This is a genomic window from Clostridium sp. C105KSO13 (assembly GCF_001517425.1).
Taxonomy (GTDB): Bacteria; Bacillota; Clostridia; order Lachnospirales; family Lachnospiraceae; genus Muricomes.
This window is the reverse complement of record NZ_FBWL01000148.1, coordinates 18296-35870: the sequence shown is the minus strand read 5'-3', so window position 1 is coordinate 35870 and position 17575 is coordinate 18296. Positions and strand designations below refer to the sequence as shown.

The window sequence follows — 17575 nt, the reverse complement described above, 5'->3', positions numbered from 1 at the left end:
AACAACGATACAAACTTCAGCCGGAAGGATGGGATTTCCTGTTCCATATCTTTGTTGAGCAATGCCGCTTTTTGTCAGACAAGCTGTATCAGGGGTATCGGCTTCTTGCCTGCGATGGTTCTGATGTCAACATCGCAAGAAATCCATCTGACGAAAGTACTTTTATCAATGAAGGTGAAAAAGGATATAATGCCATTCACGTCAATGCTCTTTATGATATCACCAACCAAACTTACTGCGATTTCCTTGTTCAGGGTAAAAAGAAACTTCATGAACGTGCTGCACTTAACACAATGATTGATCGTTATGCAGACTCTGTTCCTGCAATTCTGATGGCTGATCGTGGGTATGAAAGCTTTAATGTATTTGCACATCTCATTCGAAAAGATATGAAATTTGTGATTCGCATGAAGGATATCAACAGCAATGGCATCCTTTCATCGTGCGGCCTGCCTGACAGTGAATTCGATACGTATATCACAACAACGCTTACCAGACGTCATACAAAAGAAACGCTTGGGAATCCTAATACTTACACCATTCTTCAGCCAGTTACTGATTTTGATTTCCTTGATGAAAGCTGCACCTATTATGATATAGAATTTCGAATTGTCCGTATCCTTCTTGATAACGGAACCTATATTTGTATTGCAACCAATCTTTCTGAGCAAGATTTTCCTTTAGAAGAAATCAAAAAACTTTATCGAATGAGATGGAGCGAGGAAACAAGTTTTCGAGAGCTTAAATATACGATTGGTCTGATCAACTGGCACAGCAGTAAGTATGATGGAATCCTTCAGGAAATCAACGCACGCATGATATTATACAATTTCTGTGAGCTGGTAACAGCTCATGCAGTGGTAAAAACAAGGGATAATACCAAACACACTTATAAAATAAATTTCGCCACCGCAGTCAATATATGCAGAGCATATTTAAAACATGGCAGTGACGAAACAGAGACCATGCTTCTCATACAAAAGCACCTGACACCAGTCAGAGGCAACCGTAAATATCCTATCAACCTCCGTCCAAAGAGAAATAGGGATTTCATGTATCGAGCCGCTTAAATCTCGTCACTATTATACTTCTATTTTAGGCAGGTTGACAATCTGTCTTTTTGGTATACGCAAAATTATTTTTTGTAATTCAGAGTCTGTTCTTTTTGTTCAAAATTCAAAGATATTCGTGCGGGCTTTCTTAACTAAACAGTGTTTCAATGATTTACAGTATATGATATACTGCTTTCATCTAGAAAAGGCTTAACTAAATGACATTGGGATGGTATTGTACCCATTAACCATGCGTATGGATGCGGGGTTGCAATTAATGCTCCGGAGGCAGCTATTCCAATTCGCACTTTGCATAATCTGGTAAGGAACCCTAACTTTGGAGGGGAGCTGATGGTTGTTGGGCTGGGATGTGAAAAACTCACAGTTGACAAACTTTTAAAGGAAGATGAAATTAATGAAGAGAATGTGGTTATCCTACAGAATGAAAAAGGATTTGAAGCTATGGTCGATAAGCTGATGGAAGTTGCGGAAAAAAAGCTAAAAATTCTTAATAAGAGAAAAAGAGAAGAGCTGCCCCTGTCAGAACTATGTATTGGCATGCAATGTGGAGGAAGCGACGCATTTTCCGGTGTATCGGCCAATCCGGCAGCTGGGTATGCAGCAGATATGCTGGTGCAGGGCGGGGCCACTGTTATGTTTTCTGAGGTAACGGAAGTCAGGGATGGGGTGCATTACATTGCTAGGCGATGTGTTGATCAAGCCACGTGTGACAAGCTTGCAAAGGAAATGAAATGGTATGATCATTATCTGGAAGAGGGGGAAGTAGACCGCAGTGCCAATCCAACTCCGGGAAATAAAAAAGGCGGACTTTGTAATATTGTCGAAAAAGCTATGGGATCTATCGCAAAATCGGGTACATCTCCGATAGTGGAGGTATTGTCACCAGCTGAATTGCCTGCGAAAAAAGGACTGATTTTTGCTGCTACACCTGCAAGTGACATTGTATGCGGACCATGCCAATTAGCTTCGGGTATTACATTACAGGTTTTTATGACCGGCAGAGGAACTCCTTATGGCCTGGCAGCGGCACCGGTTATTAAAGTTTGTTCCAGAAATGAATTAAAAGAACAATGGGGGGATCTCATTGATGTAAATGCCGGTCCTGTTGCCACAGGAGAATCTGATATTGAAACAGTGGGAACAGATTTGTTCAACAAGATTCTCAGGGTTGCGAGTGGTGAAGAAAAATCTGCTGCTGAGAAATATGAATTACATAATGATTTATGCATTTTCAACCCTGCGCCTATTACGTAATATACGCACTATTGCATAACTCAAGATGAGTGGAAGAAAAGATTTTTTTCAATGAAAACAAGTTTTATAAAGACTGTTGCGAATGTAGAAATTTGCAGCAGTTTTTTGTGCCTTTTTTATATGGCTTCAGAAATTGAAAACATGTTTGCAAATCATGAAACAAGATAACGAGAATAATAAGCACAAAAATTCTACAGGGCATTTTGAAGTATGCATGAAATGAAAAGTGAAATATAAAATTCATGAATTGAAAAGATGTCAAATGTGAATAAAATAAAAAAACATTTCTTGTTCTTTTGTCAATAGATAATTTAATAGAGATTTTTTACAATGATTACATCGAAATCATGAGCTCGTTGATTTAAATGTTAAATTTAAATGGAAAGGAGAAATTGGGCAAGATTTTTATGATTATTTAATAAGAGTTGAGGGACATGAGGAGATAGTTATGGCGTTAATGGAAGGTATAATAAAAACTTTAGTTCAAATGCCATAGAAAGAAAGTTTAAAGAGAGGGTTTTGTATGGAAGATTCAACAAGAATGATGCTGGGGCTGGCGATTGGTATTGTTTTAATGATTGTCCTGGTAATGAAAACAAAAATACACACATTTATTGCATTACTATTGGCTTCTCTTGTTACCGGGCTCATCGGAGGAATGCCTGTAGTTGATATTGCCGGCGCAAATGGAGATGTAATAACGGGGGCTATAACAGCCATAAAAGATGGATTCGGTAACACGCTAAAAAGCACAGGTATTATTATTGGGTTAGGCGTCATGATGGGTGGTATCCTTGAAGTGTCGGGTGCTGCTGAACAATTGGCCTTTACATTTATCCGGGTAATAGGAAAACGAAAAGAAGAATGGGCTTTGGCTATAACTGGGTGGGTAGTATCCATTCCGGTATTTGCGGATTCGGCAATTGTCATTTTCGCCCCACTTGTTAAGGCTATGTCTTCTGTGACAGGCATATCAGTAATCAGTCTGGCACTTTCATTAGCCTGTGGTTTACAGCTAACTCATTGTATGGTACCTCCTACCCCAGGTCCGTTAACTGCTGCAGGAATTATGGGAATAGATGTGGGGCAGATGATTTTGCTTGGGATGGTAGTTTCAATTCTAATGCTAATTGCAATCGTCCCTTATTGTAAGTGGATTGGAAAAAGAATATATCAAACGCCTAAATCAGATGGTGATGGATATGATCGAAAGGAATTTAAAGCTGAGTATATAAAGACTATGGACGAAGTAGAAAACATGATGGCCCAGAAGAAATTGCCTCCATTTTCATTATCAATCGCTCCTATTCTAGTTCCTTTGGTTTTAATTTTTATTAAAACTATTTGGGATTTAGTTGGTGCAGATGAAGGCATTGCTAATTCAATTATCGGATTGATTGGCGAACCCATTGTTGCGTTGGCGATTGGTACAGTACTTGCAATCTATGGACTCGTAAAAAAGGTGGAAAATAAGAAAGTAATTGGTATTATGGATACAGCTATAAAGGATACCGGATTGATTATGCTTATTACTGGTGCCGGCGGTTCTCTGGGAAATGTAATTAAAGTAAGTGGAATCGGTGATGTGCTTGGTGAAGCTGTTGTAGGCTTACCGATTCCGTCAATTTTAATTCCTTTTATCATTGCAGCATTGATGAGAATAGCACTTGGCTCAGGAAATGTAGCGAAGCTTGCAAATCAGGTTATCGTTGCCCTGAACATCGCAGCGGTATCTGAAGCGATGACATTAGCAAAAAAAATGGGTACAGACCCTGAATTGGTATATCAGGCAATCAGAGGCGGTCTGGCGGGTTCAACTGTGCTAGATGCAAAAGCACCGATGATGTTAGAACATAATTTTAAACCGGGATTTCGAATTGAGCTTCACATTAAAGATTTGAATAATGCACTTAACGCATCGCATGCTGTGAATGCAGCATTGCCCTTAACGGCACAGGTAATGGAGATTATGCAGTCATTAAAAGCAGACGGCAATGAAAAAGACGATCATAGTGCTATTGTGAAGTTTTATGAAAAGATTTCAGAGGTGTCTGTTGAAAAATAGTCTGCGTCTTGCAAATTAGAAGCCCTAAAAGAAATTTTGGGAATAAGGACCCTAACACTGTTGATTTATATTCAATGGTGTGAGGGCTCTTTTTTGAGTGAGTTTATCTATTTAAATACCTCCACAGTGTAGTCCGGCTGATGCCTAGTTTTTTTGCGGCTGCAGTCTGGTTATTATTACAGCCTTTCAGAGTATGAAGTACGATATCTTTATTGATAGAGTCCAGATGCTGGTTCAGGTTCAGCTTAACCCAATCATCCGAGGTACCGCTGTCAGTATGGATGGGGAAGGTTCTGGGGGTTACATGAGTGGAGCCGCAGTGAGAGTGCGGGGCAAGAACAGCTTCCTGCTCTAATAACTGCCGGATGATTTCTCCTTTTATATAGGGAGCACTCGTTTTTAACACGGCCTCTTTTAATATGCGCTTGAACTGTGAATGATTGTAGGGGTATTCATAGTCTTCCAGGAGTTTTATAGCGCCCTCTTCCAGACCAACTACCTGTTTTCCCAGCGTTCTGTCTAATGTATTGATATAAAGCCCTGCGGAGGAAGCAATGTCGTCTTTTCGTTCCCGCAGTGGTTTGATGGAAGTCAGCGTAAGACCCAGGGTATTGACATATTCCACTGCCACATGTGAAATACCCTCTCCGGCTGACTGAGTGCAGGAAAAAAGCAGGAGGTTGCGCACATGTACATTAGTATCCAATATGACAGCCAGGAGTTTCTTCTGACGTTCACAGGACAGACGGTCAATATTGGAAATGTAGATGGTATTGCCATTGTCGGTAAAAGGCGACTTATAATGATTGGTGATAAAGTTCCAGCTCTTATCGTTGATAAAGGAGCAATTAATAACATACAGGGGATTGTTTTGTAAGTCACTCTTTGAGTAATAAAGATGAGCTACTCTGTCTTTCCCCGTACCGATTTCCCCGATAATCATAAGTCCTGTCCTCGGGCCTACTGCTGCATTCGTATCTGCAATAATCCCCCTGCCCAGTTCTGTATTGCTGTAAAAACTGTTTGTAAAGCTGTCCTCTGCTTCCCTCCGATCCATAATTGCTATGCCATATTTGGAGTATGCAAGAGGAATCTTGGAAGCGTTGAGCTGGAAGATTACATACGTATGTAATCTGTCATCGGATAGACTTGAATAAACAGAGTACATTTGATTTTCGATACAAGTGAAGAAGGAACGGCTGGCATCTTCACGGCAGTGCTCCAGTTCCTCTTTCAGCTTATTACTGATGGAAACGGTTTTATTGGTTTCAAAGGTTGAGAAAAGACATTGCCCATCCATATCCAGGACAATGTAATCACTATTGCTGTTTTTCAGCACCTGCCTCATAAGAAGTGTAGACTGATACAGTTCCAAATGTCTTTGATAGGTATCTACAGCACTATCCACAGCAGCTTTCAGACTTTGCAGGCTGGATGTGAGGAGTATGGGTGTAATGCCTATAAATTTTGCATGATCGTAAGCAACCGTATCACAGATCACAGTCTCGTATCCAAGGCCCTTGAGTTTGTCTAAAAGAACGCCGGCTTCTGATGGCGTGCTGATGGAGAAAATATCAATCGGGGTTTTGAGCAGATCGCAGAGGGTCTGTGCAATGGTAGTCAGTGAATGAAAACCAATAAATGCGAACCGGGTCCGTGTCTGCTCTGCCATTTTAATACATAGGAGCACATCATAATAGTCCATTTTAATATCGATTACCGGGATTGGCACAGCCTGAGAAATCATGCTGGCCGTATTTGCCCGGGAAATGATCATGTCGTAGTCCGAATAATGTTCCTTTGCAAGGGCAACGCCCCTTTCCATATTGCCAAGGAAGGCGGTCAATTCTACATCCTGTCTCCCTGCTCCGTATTGTGTCATTAATGTTGCAAGCCCTTCATAAGGGGCAATTCCTAATATTCTTGCTTTCCTGCTCATCATTATCTCCAATTTAAAGTTTAATAACAGTTCAAGGTTATGTATTAGTTCAGCCCTCAACCCGATTCCACGGAACTGTTGCAAAATTAAACATATTATATAATTAAAAAGTTGAAAAGTAAAGATAATATAATTAGAATTTAAGAAAGAAATAAAATATGTTTCAAAAATGAATAGAAGAAAGGGGGTGACTAAGATGAATACCAGGTATCTGATTGTAGCTGATGATTTTACCGGATCTAATGATACCGGGGTACAGCTGCGCAGACGAGGATATCCCACAGAAGTGATATTTGCCGGAAATGTTCCTTCTGAGGACAAGTCCGTAGTCATTGACACAGAATCCAGAACAGTGAGTTCGGATCAAGCCTATGATATGGTATGTAATGCACTGAAAGGAATGGAGTTCTCCGGGTTTCGTTATGTGATTAAAAAGGTTGACTCTACTATACGGGGCAATATTCCGCAGGAAATAAGAGCGATGGATGAGGCATTAAAGCCGGATTTGATTGTATTTGCACCGGCACTTCCCGGACTTGGCAGGACTACTATAAACGGAGTTCAGCGTTTAAACGGAGTGGAAATCTGTCAGACAGAGCTTTCAAAGGATCCCAGAAATCCTGTAGAGGAAGATCATCTTGTGAAGCTATTAGCCAAGGAATATCAGGAACCTGTTATATTAAAGGAGCTGGCAGAAATAAGGAGTGGCGGCCTTTCTTTTGAAAACAACAGAGTTTTTGTATGTGATGCAGAAACCGATGCAGATTTGAAGAATATTATCAAGGCTGCACAGGAAACAGAAAAGACCGTTTTGTATATCGGAACCGCCGGTATTGCAGATAATCTTATGGAGATGGAGAGTCCGTCTTTGCCCGCGCTGGGTGTTGTGGCAAGTATTAGTACTGTAACGAACCGCCAGATGCATTACTGTGAAGAAAAAGGATACACTATGGTAAAGGTTCCGGTTCATGAAATTCTGACGGAAGAATCCCGGATGAGTCAATATAGGGATATGGCCATAGCAGCTTTGAAACGAGGCGAAGATACAATTCTTCTCACCAGCACTTCCTATAACAGAGAAGAGATGGAGATGTCCCAGAAAGCAGGTGAGGAAAAAGGAATGAGCCTGACAGACACCGGGGAATACGTTCGTTCGATGATAGGAAGAACAGCAAAGGAAATTCTGGAGGCAGTTCCGGTGTCCGGGGTTTTTCTTACGGGAGGAGACACTGCACTTGGAGTGATGGAGAGTATTGAAGCTGCAGGAACAGAGATTCTTTCAGAAATACTGACAGGGATTCCCATGGTACGTGCAAAGGGCGGAATGTTTGATGGCCTGAAACTGGTAACTAAGGCAGGAGCCTTCGGTGGTGATGACGCCGCAGCTTTTGCAATGAGAAAAATTAAAGAGAAAATGTAAAACAGGAGGATATTGAAGATGAAAGAATTTTTATTACCTTATGGAAAGGAAACACTGAAAGTAGAAATCGAAGATGAACATTTGGCAGGAGAGCTTGTATCAGAGCTTCACAGCTATAAGGCGCCAAAGGGCGGAGCAGAGCTGGTGCAGGACGCATTGGAACATCCCATTGGAAGCCCGAGGCTGTGTGATATGGCGGTAGGCAAAAAGAAAATTGTAGTAATTTCGTCAGACCACACCAGACCGGTTCCCAGCCATATTATTATGCCGCTGCTGCTTGCAGAAATTAGAAAAGGAAATCCAGATGCAGATATCACAATTTTGATTTCTACAGGACTGCACAGAGGTACAAAAAAGGAAGAGCTGGAATCTAAATTTGGCAAGGAAATTACAGATAATGAGACAATTGTTGTACATGACTGTGACGACGAGGACAACATGGTTTATATTGGAAAACTCCCCTCCGGAGGAAATATAATTCTTAACAAGCTGGCTGTCGAGGCAGATCTCCTGGTGGCAGAAGGATTTATTGAGCCCCATTTCTTTGCCGGATTTTCCGGTGGACGAAAGAGCGTTCTTCCCGGTGTTGCAAGCCGTGAGACGGTTATGTATAATCACAATTCAGCTTTCATTGCAGACCCGCATGCCAGAACAGGTGTGATTGAAGGCAACCCTATACACAATGATATGCTGTATGCGGCAAGAGCAGCGAGACTGGATTTTATTATCAACGTAGTAATTGATCCGAAACATGAACCTATTTTTGCGGTAGCCGGTGATTGTGATCTTGCACATAGGGTGGGCCGTGAATTCTTGGCTTCTAAGTGCCAGGTTGATGCAATTCCCGCCGATATTGTTATTTCAACTAACGGTGGATATCCGCTGGATCAAAATGTTTATCAGGCAGTGAAAGGAATGACTGCGGCTGAGGCGACAGTTAAGGAAGGCGGAGCTATTATCATGCTGTCAAAGGCTGATGACGGACATGGCGGAAAGTCTTTCCATGAGACATTTCGCGAGGAGAAGGACTTAAACCGTATGATGGCGACATTCTTAGGCAGGAAGCCTGGAGATACCATTATTGATCAGTGGCAGTCCCAGATTTTTGCAAGACTTTTATTAAGAGCTACAGTTATATTTGTTTCTTCCTGTGACGATCAGCTGGTGGAGGATCTTCATATGGTTCCCGCACACAGCATGGAGGAGGCCATGGAAAAGGCAAAAGCTATCGTTAAGAAAGACGATTATCAGGTAACAGTCATTCCGGACGGAGTATCTGTAATTGTAAAAGAGTAAAAAAATAATAGTGAAAAATAAAAAGCAGAAGGAGGAAACAGGCATGAGATTTATATTAATTCCTGATTCATTTAAGGGGACTCTGAGTTCGACTCAAATATGCGGGGTTATGAATGCGGCCATTGAAAAGCATTTTCCTAAAAGCGAGGTGGTCTCCATTCCCGTGGCAGACGGAGGAGAAGGCTCAGTAGATGCCTTTATCACAGCAGTGGGCGGCAAGAAGATTTCTATGACAGTAAAAAATCCGTATTTTGAGGATATGGAATCTTATTATGGATTGATTGATGAAGGACGCACAGCTGTGATTGAGATGGCGTCCTGCGCCGGACTTCCTCTGGTGGAGGATAGAAAAGATCCCCGGCTTACTACGACTTATGGTGTCGGCCAGTTAATTCTGGCCGCGGCAAAAAGCGGGGTTAAGAAAATCATTGTAGGCCTGGGCGGCTCCAGTACAAATGACGGCGGCTGCGGCGCAGCAGCTGCAGCAGGGGTAAAGTTCTATGATGCAGACGGAAAAGAGTTTGTGCCCACAGGTGGTAATACGATAAAGATAAACAAAATGGATCTGGCAGGAATGGATTCGGCTCTCAAGAACGTGGAGATTGTGACTATGTGTGATATTGACAATCCTATGTATGGTCCTGCCGGAGCAGCTTACATTTTCGGCCCGCAGAAAGGCGCTGATGAGAAGATGGTGCTTGAACTGGATGAAGGTCTTGTAAATTTGAGCAAGGTGATTGAAAAAACTACCGGAGAGAATGTAAGCCAGATTCCCGGAGCAGGAGCAGCAGGAGCCATGGGCGCAGGAATGATCGCATTCTTTGATTCAAGGCTGCAGATGGGAATTCAGACAGTACTGGATACGGTGAAATTTGACGATATCATTAAAGATGCAGACTATATTTTAACAGGTGAGGGGAAATTGGATTCCCAGAGCCTGCGAGGTAAAGTGGTAATCGGCATAGCGGAGCGTGCAAAAAAGCAGGAGAAGCATGTGATTGCCATTGTTGGCGGGGCAGATGATGCAGAGATTGGAAAAGCTTATGATATGGGGGTAACGGCAATATTTCCGATTAACAGGCTGCCCCAGGATTTTTCAATTAGCAGGAACCACAGTGAAGAAAACCTTGCCTACACAGTGGACAATATTTTAAGGCTAATTAAAGCAAACTAGGAGGAAAAATACTTATGAAGATTCTACAAACTGTTAAGAAGATACCGGGAGGACTGATGATAGTACCCCTGCTTCTGGGAGCGATTATTAACACGATATCCGGAGATACTCTCTGGCAAATGTTTGACGGAACGTTTACAACTTTCTTATGGAAATCCGGAGCTATGCCTATTCTTGCCGTGTTTATTTTCTGTAATGCCACCACAATTAACTTTAAGAGTGCCGGAGTTACCGTCTACAAGGGCGTTGTAATCACGGCGGTGAAGGTCGGGCTGGGAATTTTGGTCGGCCTGCTCTGCGGTACCATTTTTGGAGAAAAAGGGTTCCTTGGCCTGTCGACTCTGGCTATTGTGTCTGCTATAGCAAACTCCAATGGTGGTTTGTACGCAGCTTTGGCAGGTGAATATGGGGATGCCACAGACGTAGGCGCTGTATCCATTTTATCTATCAATGACGGTCCGTTCTTTACCATGGTTGCATTGGGTGCAGCCGGTGTTGCTAAAATTCCCGTCACTATGCTTCTGGGCTGTATTATTCCTGTTATTGTAGGCTGCATTCTTGGCAATCTGGATGAGGATATTCGTAAATTTTGTGAGCCGGGGGCATCCATGCTGATTCCTTTCTTTGCATTCCCTCTGGGAGCCGGATTGAATATTATGAATCTGATTAAAGCAGGGGCACCCGGAATTCTTCTTGGCGTAGCAAGTACACTGATTACAGGTTTGGGCGGATATCTGGTGTACAAACTTTTAAGAATGGATCATCCGGAAGTAGCAGCAGGTATTGGTACGACAGCAGGGAATGCGGCGGCAACTCCTGCAGCTGTGGCAGCTGTTGATGCCACATTGCTGGCTGTTTCAGAGGCTGCTACGGCACAGATTACAGCGTCGATTATTGTGACAGCTATTCTCTGCCCGTTCCTGGTATCCTGGCTTCACAAGGTAGAAGAAAAGAAACGCGCGAAGAAAGCAAAGGCTTAAGATAAGAGAGAAGGGATAAAAATGGGAGCAGAGAAGATAATTGGCATTACAATGGGAGATCCTGCCAGTATAGGGCCGGAGATTACAGTGAAGGCTATGGCGGACCCTGCCCTGTATGAGCTATGCAGCCCTTTAATCATAGGGGATGCTTGGGTGATGGAACAGGCACTTTCCATTGTGGGACATGAAGAATTAAATATAAATGCGATCCAAGATGTAAAAGAAGCAAAATTTTCTTTTGGAACCATTGATGTCTTAGACTTAGGGCTGGTGCGTCCTCAGGAGTTTGAAAGAGGGCAGGTATCTGCAATGTGCGGAGACGCTGCATTTCAATATGTGAAAAAAGTGATTGAGCTTGCTATGGCCGGAGAAGTGGATGCAACGGTTACAAATGCCTTTAACAAAGAGGCCGTTAACATTGCCGGCCACCATTATTCAGGACACACAGAAATATACGCAGATTTGACGGGTACTAAAAATTACACAATGATGCTGGCTCATGAAGACTTGAGGGTTGTTCATGTGTCCACCCATGTATCTTTGCGGGAGGCTTGCGACAGAGTTAAAAAGCAGCGTGTGCTGGACGTCATAAGAATTGCCAATAAAGCCTGCCTGGAAATGGGGATTGAAAAGCCAAAGATCGGTGTTGCCGGACTAAATCCCCACAGCGGTGAGAACGGTCTTTTTGGCCGGGAGGAAATCGAAGAAATAACCCCGGCCATAAACCAGGCAAAAAAAGAAGGAATCCTGGCGGAAGGGCCGGTTCCTCCTGATACCGTATTCTCAAAAGCCAGAGGCGGATGGTATGATATTGTGGTAGCCATGTATCATGATCAGGGACACATTCCGCTGAAGGTTGTAGGATTCGTTTATAACCGCGAGAAACAGATGTGGGATGCGGTGTCAGGAGTAAACATTACTCTGGGACTTCCAATCATCCGGGTATCTGTAGATCACGGGACAGCCTTTGATCAGGCCGGAAAAGGGACAGCCAGCGAACTGAGCCTGCGAAATTCCATCGACTATGCGGTGAAATTTACAAAGAGCAGAAAATAAAGAATAATATTAACAATATAAATACTTCGGTTTTAGGCAATGATAGTACATTGCAGAAAATCGGAGTATTTATTACTCCTCATAAATTTGCTGTGCCCCTTCTATTGCCTCCCCCAGATAATAATGAATCCACTGATAAGTTCCATCCTTATCTCGCTTTTCCAGATGTCTTTGTAATGTTATTATATTGTCATACAAGGCATCAATTCCATACAATTTACAAAATCGCACCCACAACACGATACAGATATCTTTAAATGAAGAATAAATCAGTGTAAGCACAGTATTCCCTGCCAGGTATGCGAGTTCGTGATGATACCGAAAGGCTGCCTGTGCTGCCTGCTGTATGGAATCTGTGTTCTCTAATTCTTTTGCAATGGTCTTCAAATGATTAAGCTCATCGTCTGAGGCTACATCAATCACCAGCCCCACGGCCAGACGTTCCAAAGCGGAGCGTACTTCCAAAATAGCACGTATTCCGCCCTTCTCCAATTTATTTCCCCGATATTCCAATAAAGCAATTAAAGTCTGCAAGTTCCCATTTCGGCTGTAATCTGCTACGTAAGCCCCTTGCCTTGGCAGCACTTCCAAAAAGCCTTTCTGGTTTAATTCATTGATTCCACCATTCACCACAGCACGGCTGACTTTCATCATCTCAGCTAGTTCCCGCTCTGGCGGGATTTTGGTTCCTACCGGAAGTTCCCCGGATAAAATTTTATCCACTAGTTGTTGTACAAACAAGTCTTTCAGCGTAGGTGCTGTTATTTTTGAAAATTCCATAATATACTCCTTTTTGGTCTTGGACATACCAGATACCATATAATTATTATATATAAAAAATGAGTAAAAAGCAAGATATGCTGATAAAAATTACAACAAAATGCTTAAAAAAGGTGAGGGTAATTGACATAGAATGTACAAAATGATATAATGATAAAAAAATAACGGGTTCTGGTATGTCCAGAAAATGGATGGAGGAGGGAAAGAGGAATGGGAGAGAGTAGAGAATTAATCTTAAAGCTGGGACAGAAAATTACAGATCGGATTGGGCATAAGGTGACTGTGGATGACCCGGAATACTGGGGGCTTGCTGGGGTTATAACGGATGAGATGGCTGAAGTGGCACTGGCAATGAAAGTCCGGAAGCCGGCCACGGCCGCAGAGATAACAAAGAAATGCGGAAAAAGTATAGAACATACCGAGAAATTGCTTCAGGAGATGAGCGTCATTGGACTCATCGAGTATAACTGGGAGAATGAGGACAGACATAAACAATATATTCTTCCCATGTTCGTCCCCGGGTGTGCAGAATTTATGAATATGAACAAAGAGCAAGTTGAGGCACATTCGGAGGTCGCCAGACTATTTAACGAAATGTCGCGAAAGCCTCTCGAGAAGGTTACACCCATGGTGCCCCTGGGCGGAGCTGGAATTGGAATGCATGTAATCCCTGTGGAAAAGGCTATACCTGCAGAGCAGAAATCGGTCAGTATTGAACATATTTCCCACTGGGTGCAGAAGTACAAAGGGAAATATGCGGTAGGGGCCTGTTCCTGCCGCCGGTCCCGCCGTATTCAGGGGGAAGGCTGTGGACATCTGGAAGAGGATATGTGCATCGGTGTGGGTGATATGGCAGATTATCTCGTTGAAACGGGGAAAGGACGCTATATAGACGAGGATGAAGTAATGGAAATTCTGCAAAGGGCAGAGGATAACGGTCTGGTACATGAGATTACGAATATTGACGGGGAAGATAAGATATTTGCAATCTGCAACTGCTGTGTCTGTTCTTGTTACGCGCTTCGCACTTCCCAGCTTTTCAATACGCCGAATATGTCCCGTTCCGCCTATATTGCGAAAGTAGATGCGGATAACTGTGTGGCCTGCGGCCAGTGTGTGGAGCATTGCCCGGCAGGTGCGGTGAAGTTGGGACAGAAGCTTTGTACAAAAGACGGGCCTGTGGTTTATCCTAATCAGGAATTACCGGATGCGGTAAAATGGGGACCTGAAAAATGGAATGAAAATTATAGAGATGACAATCAGATCAACTGTTATGACACCGGTACAGCCCCCTGTAAAACAAAGTGTCCGGCACATATTGCTGTACAGGGATACGTCAAAATGGCTTCCCAGGGACGTTATCTGGATGCCCTGAAGCTAATTAAGAAAGAAAATCCTTTCCCGGCGGTTTGTGGAAGTATCTGTAACCGCAGATGTGAGGATGCCTGCACCCGCGGAACGATCGATCAGGCAGTTGCAATCGACGAAGTAAAGAAGTTTATTGCCATGCAGGAATTGAATGCAGAAACCCGCTATATTCCACCTATGATCAATCAGATTGGAAAACCATACCCACAGAAGATTGCTGTAATCGGGGCAGGCCCTGCGGGCATGAGTTGTGCGTTTTTTCTAGCTCAGAAAGGATATCCGGTCACGGTGTTTGAAAAGAACCAGACCCCAGGGGGCATGCTGACTTACGGTATTCCTAAGTTCAGGCTGGAAAAGGATGTGGTAGAAGCCGAAATAGATGTGCTGCGCCAAATGGGAGTTCAATTCCAGTGCGGTGTAGAAGTGGGAAAGGATATTACACTTGCTGAACTCCGGGCTCAGGGCTATAAGGCATTTTACCTGGCAATTGGATGTCAGGGGGGACGAAAAGCCAATATTCCGGGTGAAGCTGCCCAAGGCGTTTATACCGGAGTGAAATTTTTACATATGGTAAACAACAATGAAAGTACCAAGCTGGCCGGCCGCACTGTTGTTGTAGGCGGCGGAAATGTGGCCATTGACGTGGCCCGCAGTGCAGTGCGGGCAGGCTCTTCTGACCTATTTATGTATTGCCTTGAAGACAGGGAAACCATGCCGGCGGCAAAAGATGAAGTGGCAGAGGCTGAACAGGAAGGTATTATTGTTCAGACGGGCTGGGGCCCGAAAGAGATTCTTACAGAAGAAGGAAAGGTTGCGGGTGTCGTATTTAAGAAATGTACTGCAGTAAAGGATGGTGAAGGTCGTTTTAACCCTCAGTATAATGAAGAAGACTGCATTACCGTGGAATGCGATAATGTTTTGATGAGCATCGGACAGAGTATTATCTGGGGAAATCTTCTAAAGGGAAGCGAAGTAGAACTCGGCAGAGGGAACGGAGCTGTCGCGGATCCCCTGACTTATCAGACAGCACAACCGGACATCTTTGTGGGTGGAGATGTATATACAGGGCCTTTATTTGCTATTGATGCCATTGCGGCAGGCAAAGAGGGAGCAGTGTCCATCCATCGGTTTGTCCATGAGGGACAGAGCCTGACGATCGGACGCAACAGAAGAGAGTTTATTGAGCTTGATAAAGATAATCTGGATATATCTAAGGAAAGCTATAATAATTCCGACCGTCAGCGTCCGGCACATAAAGTGGGCGTTGATCCGAAAGCTACATTTCATGATACCAGGCTCCCATTCACAGAGGAACAGGTAAAAGCCGAGACCGCACGCTGCTTGGGCTGCGGTGCTTCAGTTGTGGATTTCAACCGTTGTATCGGCTGTGGTGTGTGTACTACAAAATGCGAGTTTGATGCAATTCACCTGAACCGGGAGCTGCCCGACGCGAGCAGAATGGTAAGAAGCGAAGATAAGATGAAGAAGATTCTGCCTTACGCTTTAAAAAGACAGATTAAGATTATCCGCAGCAAGGACAAAGAGGCACAGCGGGTATAGAACGTATGAAGTAAATACAAAGCTGTTGGATTGAAAAGCCGTGGGAGGAAGGTGCAGAATGCATGAGTTGGGATTGGTTACTCACGTAGCCAGAACAATTGAGGAGATTTCCAGGGAAGAGGCCCTTACCCAGGTGGCATCCGTTACACTGGAGGTAGGGGAAGTCAGCGGTGTTATATCAGATTATCTGCTGGACTGCTGGGAGTATTTCCGGAAAAAATCAGAGATTTTAAAGGAGGCGAAATTAGAGATTTTAAAGATTCCTGCGGTTACAATCTGCGATGACTGTGGGAAAACATACTCCACAACGGAATTCAAAAAAAATTGTCCTTATTGTGGGAGTGAATTGACTCATCTGGTGATGGGGAATGAGTTTAATATCAAAGAAATTGAAGCATGTTAAATGAGGAGGGAAAAGGAATGTTTGTTTTTACAAAAGGTGTTCCGACAATATTAGTTTTACTTGTATGGCTGGGAGTGTTTGTTTCATTGTTTGCTGCGAATGAAGTGGGCCGCCGCTTTAAATGGATTGGCTTCGGATTCTTTGTGGTACTCCCGGTTGTTCTGACCATTTTATGGTTGACCGTGTTACGGGATACATCCTACATGGACTGGTTCCATCTGGCAAAAGTTTATTCATCCACTGCGGGATGCATTGGCTTCTGGTGTATCCGCCATATCAAAAAGTTACAGCACAATAAGATTGCCCTGTGCTTTCCACCTTTTATACTGGCAATTAATATTTTGGAAGCCTGCACCAGGGATTTTCAGGTAAGCCAGTATGTGACACCTGTTATGGAGTATCTGAACAATCAGGTTCAGTACTATGCGGGCGGTTCCTGGAATATTATGAATGGAATTGCGGGTCTTTTGAACATCGTTACTATTACAGGTTGGTTTGGAATCTGTATCCGCAAGAAAACAAGCAAAGATAAAAGCCAGGATATGCTCTGGCCGGATATGCTGTGGTTCTGGATTATTGCCTATGATTTATGGAATTTCGCTTATACTTACAACTGCCTGCCTACCCATGCATGGTACTGCGGACTTGCACTTCTTCTGGCACCTACGATCTGTGCATTCACAGTGGGCAAGGGAGCATGGCTGCAGCACCGGGCTCAGACACTGGCACTGTGGTGCATGTTTGCACAGACATTTCCTGCATTTCAGGATGCTGGCCGCTGGCTGGTACATTCCGGTTCAAGTAAGGCAATCGCTGACGCGGCTATTAAGGAAGGGCTGCTGGCATCTGATGGATATACAGTATTAGCAGGCTCAGGGCTCCACCAGGTGGCAAGCGCATCACCTAATACTACATTTTTGTTTATTGTGAGCCTGCTGGCACTTCTTGCAAATGTGGTCGTATTTTTGTACATGGTTTACAGAATCGTCAAGACAAAGAGAAATCCATATACAGGAGAACTATATACGGATCATAAGAAATATCAGGAGATTAAAGCATTGGCTGAATAGCACCGAAAATATAACTGTTAATTATTAATATAGTGATAATTTTGAAAAGGCCATTACGGGGCATAAACGCTTTGTAATGGCCTTTGGTGTAAAGAAATTGTATAAAGCAAAAAGGAAATGTCCAATTTTTAATCTTC

At 43.4% G+C, this 17575-nt stretch carries 13 protein-coding genes; 11 read left to right on the top strand and 2 right to left on the bottom strand.

Features of this window, described 5'->3' with window-relative positions:
* From BN3456_RS03020 to BN3456_RS03010, 3 genes are all read left to right on the top strand, one after another.
* A partial coding sequence (locus BN3456_RS03020) for an IS4 family transposase (protein WP_089982687.1) occupies window positions 1-1070 on the top strand: 1070 nt, incomplete at its 5' end.
* A 216-nt stretch (window positions 1071-1286) separates the two neighbouring features.
* The gene (locus BN3456_RS03015) at window positions 1287-2327 is read left to right on the top strand and encodes a UxaA family hydrolase (RefSeq protein WP_089982686.1); all 1041 of its coding nucleotides are present in this window, start codon (window positions 1287-1289) and stop codon (window positions 2325-2327) included.
* 523 nt (window positions 2328-2850) lie between these two features.
* Complete coding sequence (locus BN3456_RS03010) at window positions 2851-4392, top strand: GntT/GntP/DsdX family permease (RefSeq protein ID WP_089982685.1); 1542 nt, start codon at window positions 2851-2853, stop codon at window positions 4390-4392.
* A 103-nt stretch (window positions 4393-4495) separates the two neighbouring features.
* Here the strand turns inward: BN3456_RS03010 and BN3456_RS03005 are convergent, their stop codons facing one another.
* Window positions 4496-6334, bottom strand: a complete 1839-nt coding sequence (locus BN3456_RS03005) for a sigma-54-dependent Fis family transcriptional regulator (RefSeq protein WP_242862783.1) — start codon at window positions 6332-6334, stop codon at window positions 4496-4498.
* 193 nt (window positions 6335-6527) lie between these two features.
* Here BN3456_RS03005 and BN3456_RS03000 point away from each other — a divergent pair, with 193 nt between their 5' ends.
* Genes BN3456_RS03000 through pdxA form a run of 5 tightly spaced genes read left to right on the top strand, consistent with a single transcriptional unit; the run spans window position 6528 to window position 12257 of the window.
* Complete coding sequence (locus BN3456_RS03000) at window positions 6528-7751, top strand: four-carbon acid sugar kinase family protein (RefSeq protein ID WP_089982683.1); 1224 nt, start codon at window positions 6528-6530, stop codon at window positions 7749-7751.
* A gap of 18 nt (window positions 7752-7769) precedes the next feature.
* Complete coding sequence (gene larA, locus BN3456_RS02995; protein ID WP_089982682.1) at window positions 7770-9047, top strand: nickel-dependent lactate racemase; 1278 nt, start codon at window positions 7770-7772, stop codon at window positions 9045-9047.
* A 43-nt stretch (window positions 9048-9090) separates the two neighbouring features.
* Window positions 9091-10221, top strand: a complete 1131-nt coding sequence (locus BN3456_RS02990) for a glycerate kinase family protein (protein WP_089982681.1) — start codon at window positions 9091-9093, stop codon at window positions 10219-10221.
* 14 nt (window positions 10222-10235) lie between these two features.
* Window positions 10236-11201, top strand: a complete 966-nt coding sequence (locus BN3456_RS02985; protein ID WP_089982680.1) for a 2-keto-3-deoxygluconate permease — start codon at window positions 10236-10238, stop codon at window positions 11199-11201.
* A gap of 21 nt (window positions 11202-11222) precedes the next feature.
* Complete coding sequence (gene pdxA, locus BN3456_RS02980) at window positions 11223-12257, top strand: 4-hydroxythreonine-4-phosphate dehydrogenase PdxA (protein ID WP_347457729.1); 1035 nt, start codon at window positions 11223-11225, stop codon at window positions 12255-12257.
* Between the two features lie 72 nt (window positions 12258-12329).
* Here the strand turns inward: pdxA and BN3456_RS02975 are convergent, their stop codons facing one another.
* Window positions 12330-13037, bottom strand: a complete 708-nt coding sequence (locus BN3456_RS02975) for a FadR/GntR family transcriptional regulator (RefSeq protein ID WP_089982679.1) — start codon at window positions 13035-13037, stop codon at window positions 12330-12332.
* Window positions 13038-13247: 210 nt separating this feature from the next.
* On the opposite strand from BN3456_RS02975, the gene BN3456_RS02970 reads away from it, so the two are divergent.
* Genes BN3456_RS02970 through BN3456_RS02960 form a run of 3 tightly spaced genes read left to right on the top strand, consistent with a single transcriptional unit; the run spans window position 13248 to window position 17438 of the window.
* Window positions 13248-15965, top strand: a complete 2718-nt coding sequence (locus BN3456_RS02970) for an FAD-dependent oxidoreductase (protein ID WP_089982678.1) — start codon at window positions 13248-13250, stop codon at window positions 15963-15965.
* 58 nt (window positions 15966-16023) lie between these two features.
* Entirely contained in the window at window positions 16024-16368 is a 345-nt protein-coding gene (locus BN3456_RS02965; RefSeq protein WP_089982677.1) for a hydrogenase maturation nickel metallochaperone HypA, read from the top strand.
* A gap of 17 nt (window positions 16369-16385) precedes the next feature.
* Window positions 16386-17438: a DUF5692 family protein gene (locus tag BN3456_RS02960; protein ID WP_089982676.1), complete on the top strand. Its 1053-nt coding sequence runs from the start codon at window positions 16386-16388 to the stop codon at window positions 17436-17438.
* Window positions 17439-17575: the final 137 nt, after the last annotated feature.

Bases quoted from the DNA above. Each gene is read 5' to 3' on its own strand.
- BN3456_RS02985 (WP_089982680.1), top strand. From the start codon at position 10,236: ATGAAGATTCTACAAACTGTTAAGAAGATACCGGGAGGACTGATGATA.
- BN3456_RS02975 (WP_089982679.1), bottom strand. From the start codon at position 13,037: ATGGAATTTTCAAAAATAACAGCACCTACGCTGAAAGACTTGTTTGTA.
- BN3456_RS03005 (WP_242862783.1), bottom strand. From the start codon at position 6,334: ATGATGAGCAGGAAAGCAAGAATATTAGGAATTGCCCCTTATGAAGGG.
- BN3456_RS02960 (WP_089982676.1), top strand. From the start codon at position 16,386: ATGTTTGTTTTTACAAAAGGTGTTCCGACAATATTAGTTTTACTTGTA.
- pdxA (WP_347457729.1), top strand. From the start codon at position 11,223: ATGGGAGCAGAGAAGATAATTGGCATTACAATGGGAGATCCTGCCAGT.
- BN3456_RS02990 (WP_089982681.1), top strand. From the start codon at position 9,091: ATGAGATTTATATTAATTCCTGATTCATTTAAGGGGACTCTGAGTTCG.
- BN3456_RS02970 (WP_089982678.1), top strand. From the start codon at position 13,248: ATGGGAGAGAGTAGAGAATTAATCTTAAAGCTGGGACAGAAAATTACA.
- BN3456_RS03010 (WP_089982685.1), top strand. From the start codon at position 2,851: ATGGAAGATTCAACAAGAATGATGCTGGGGCTGGCGATTGGTATTGTT.
- BN3456_RS03000 (WP_089982683.1), top strand. From the start codon at position 6,528: ATGAATACCAGGTATCTGATTGTAGCTGATGATTTTACCGGATCTAAT.
- larA (WP_089982682.1), top strand. From the start codon at position 7,770: ATGAAAGAATTTTTATTACCTTATGGAAAGGAAACACTGAAAGTAGAA.
- BN3456_RS02965 (WP_089982677.1), top strand. From the start codon at position 16,024: ATGCATGAGTTGGGATTGGTTACTCACGTAGCCAGAACAATTGAGGAG.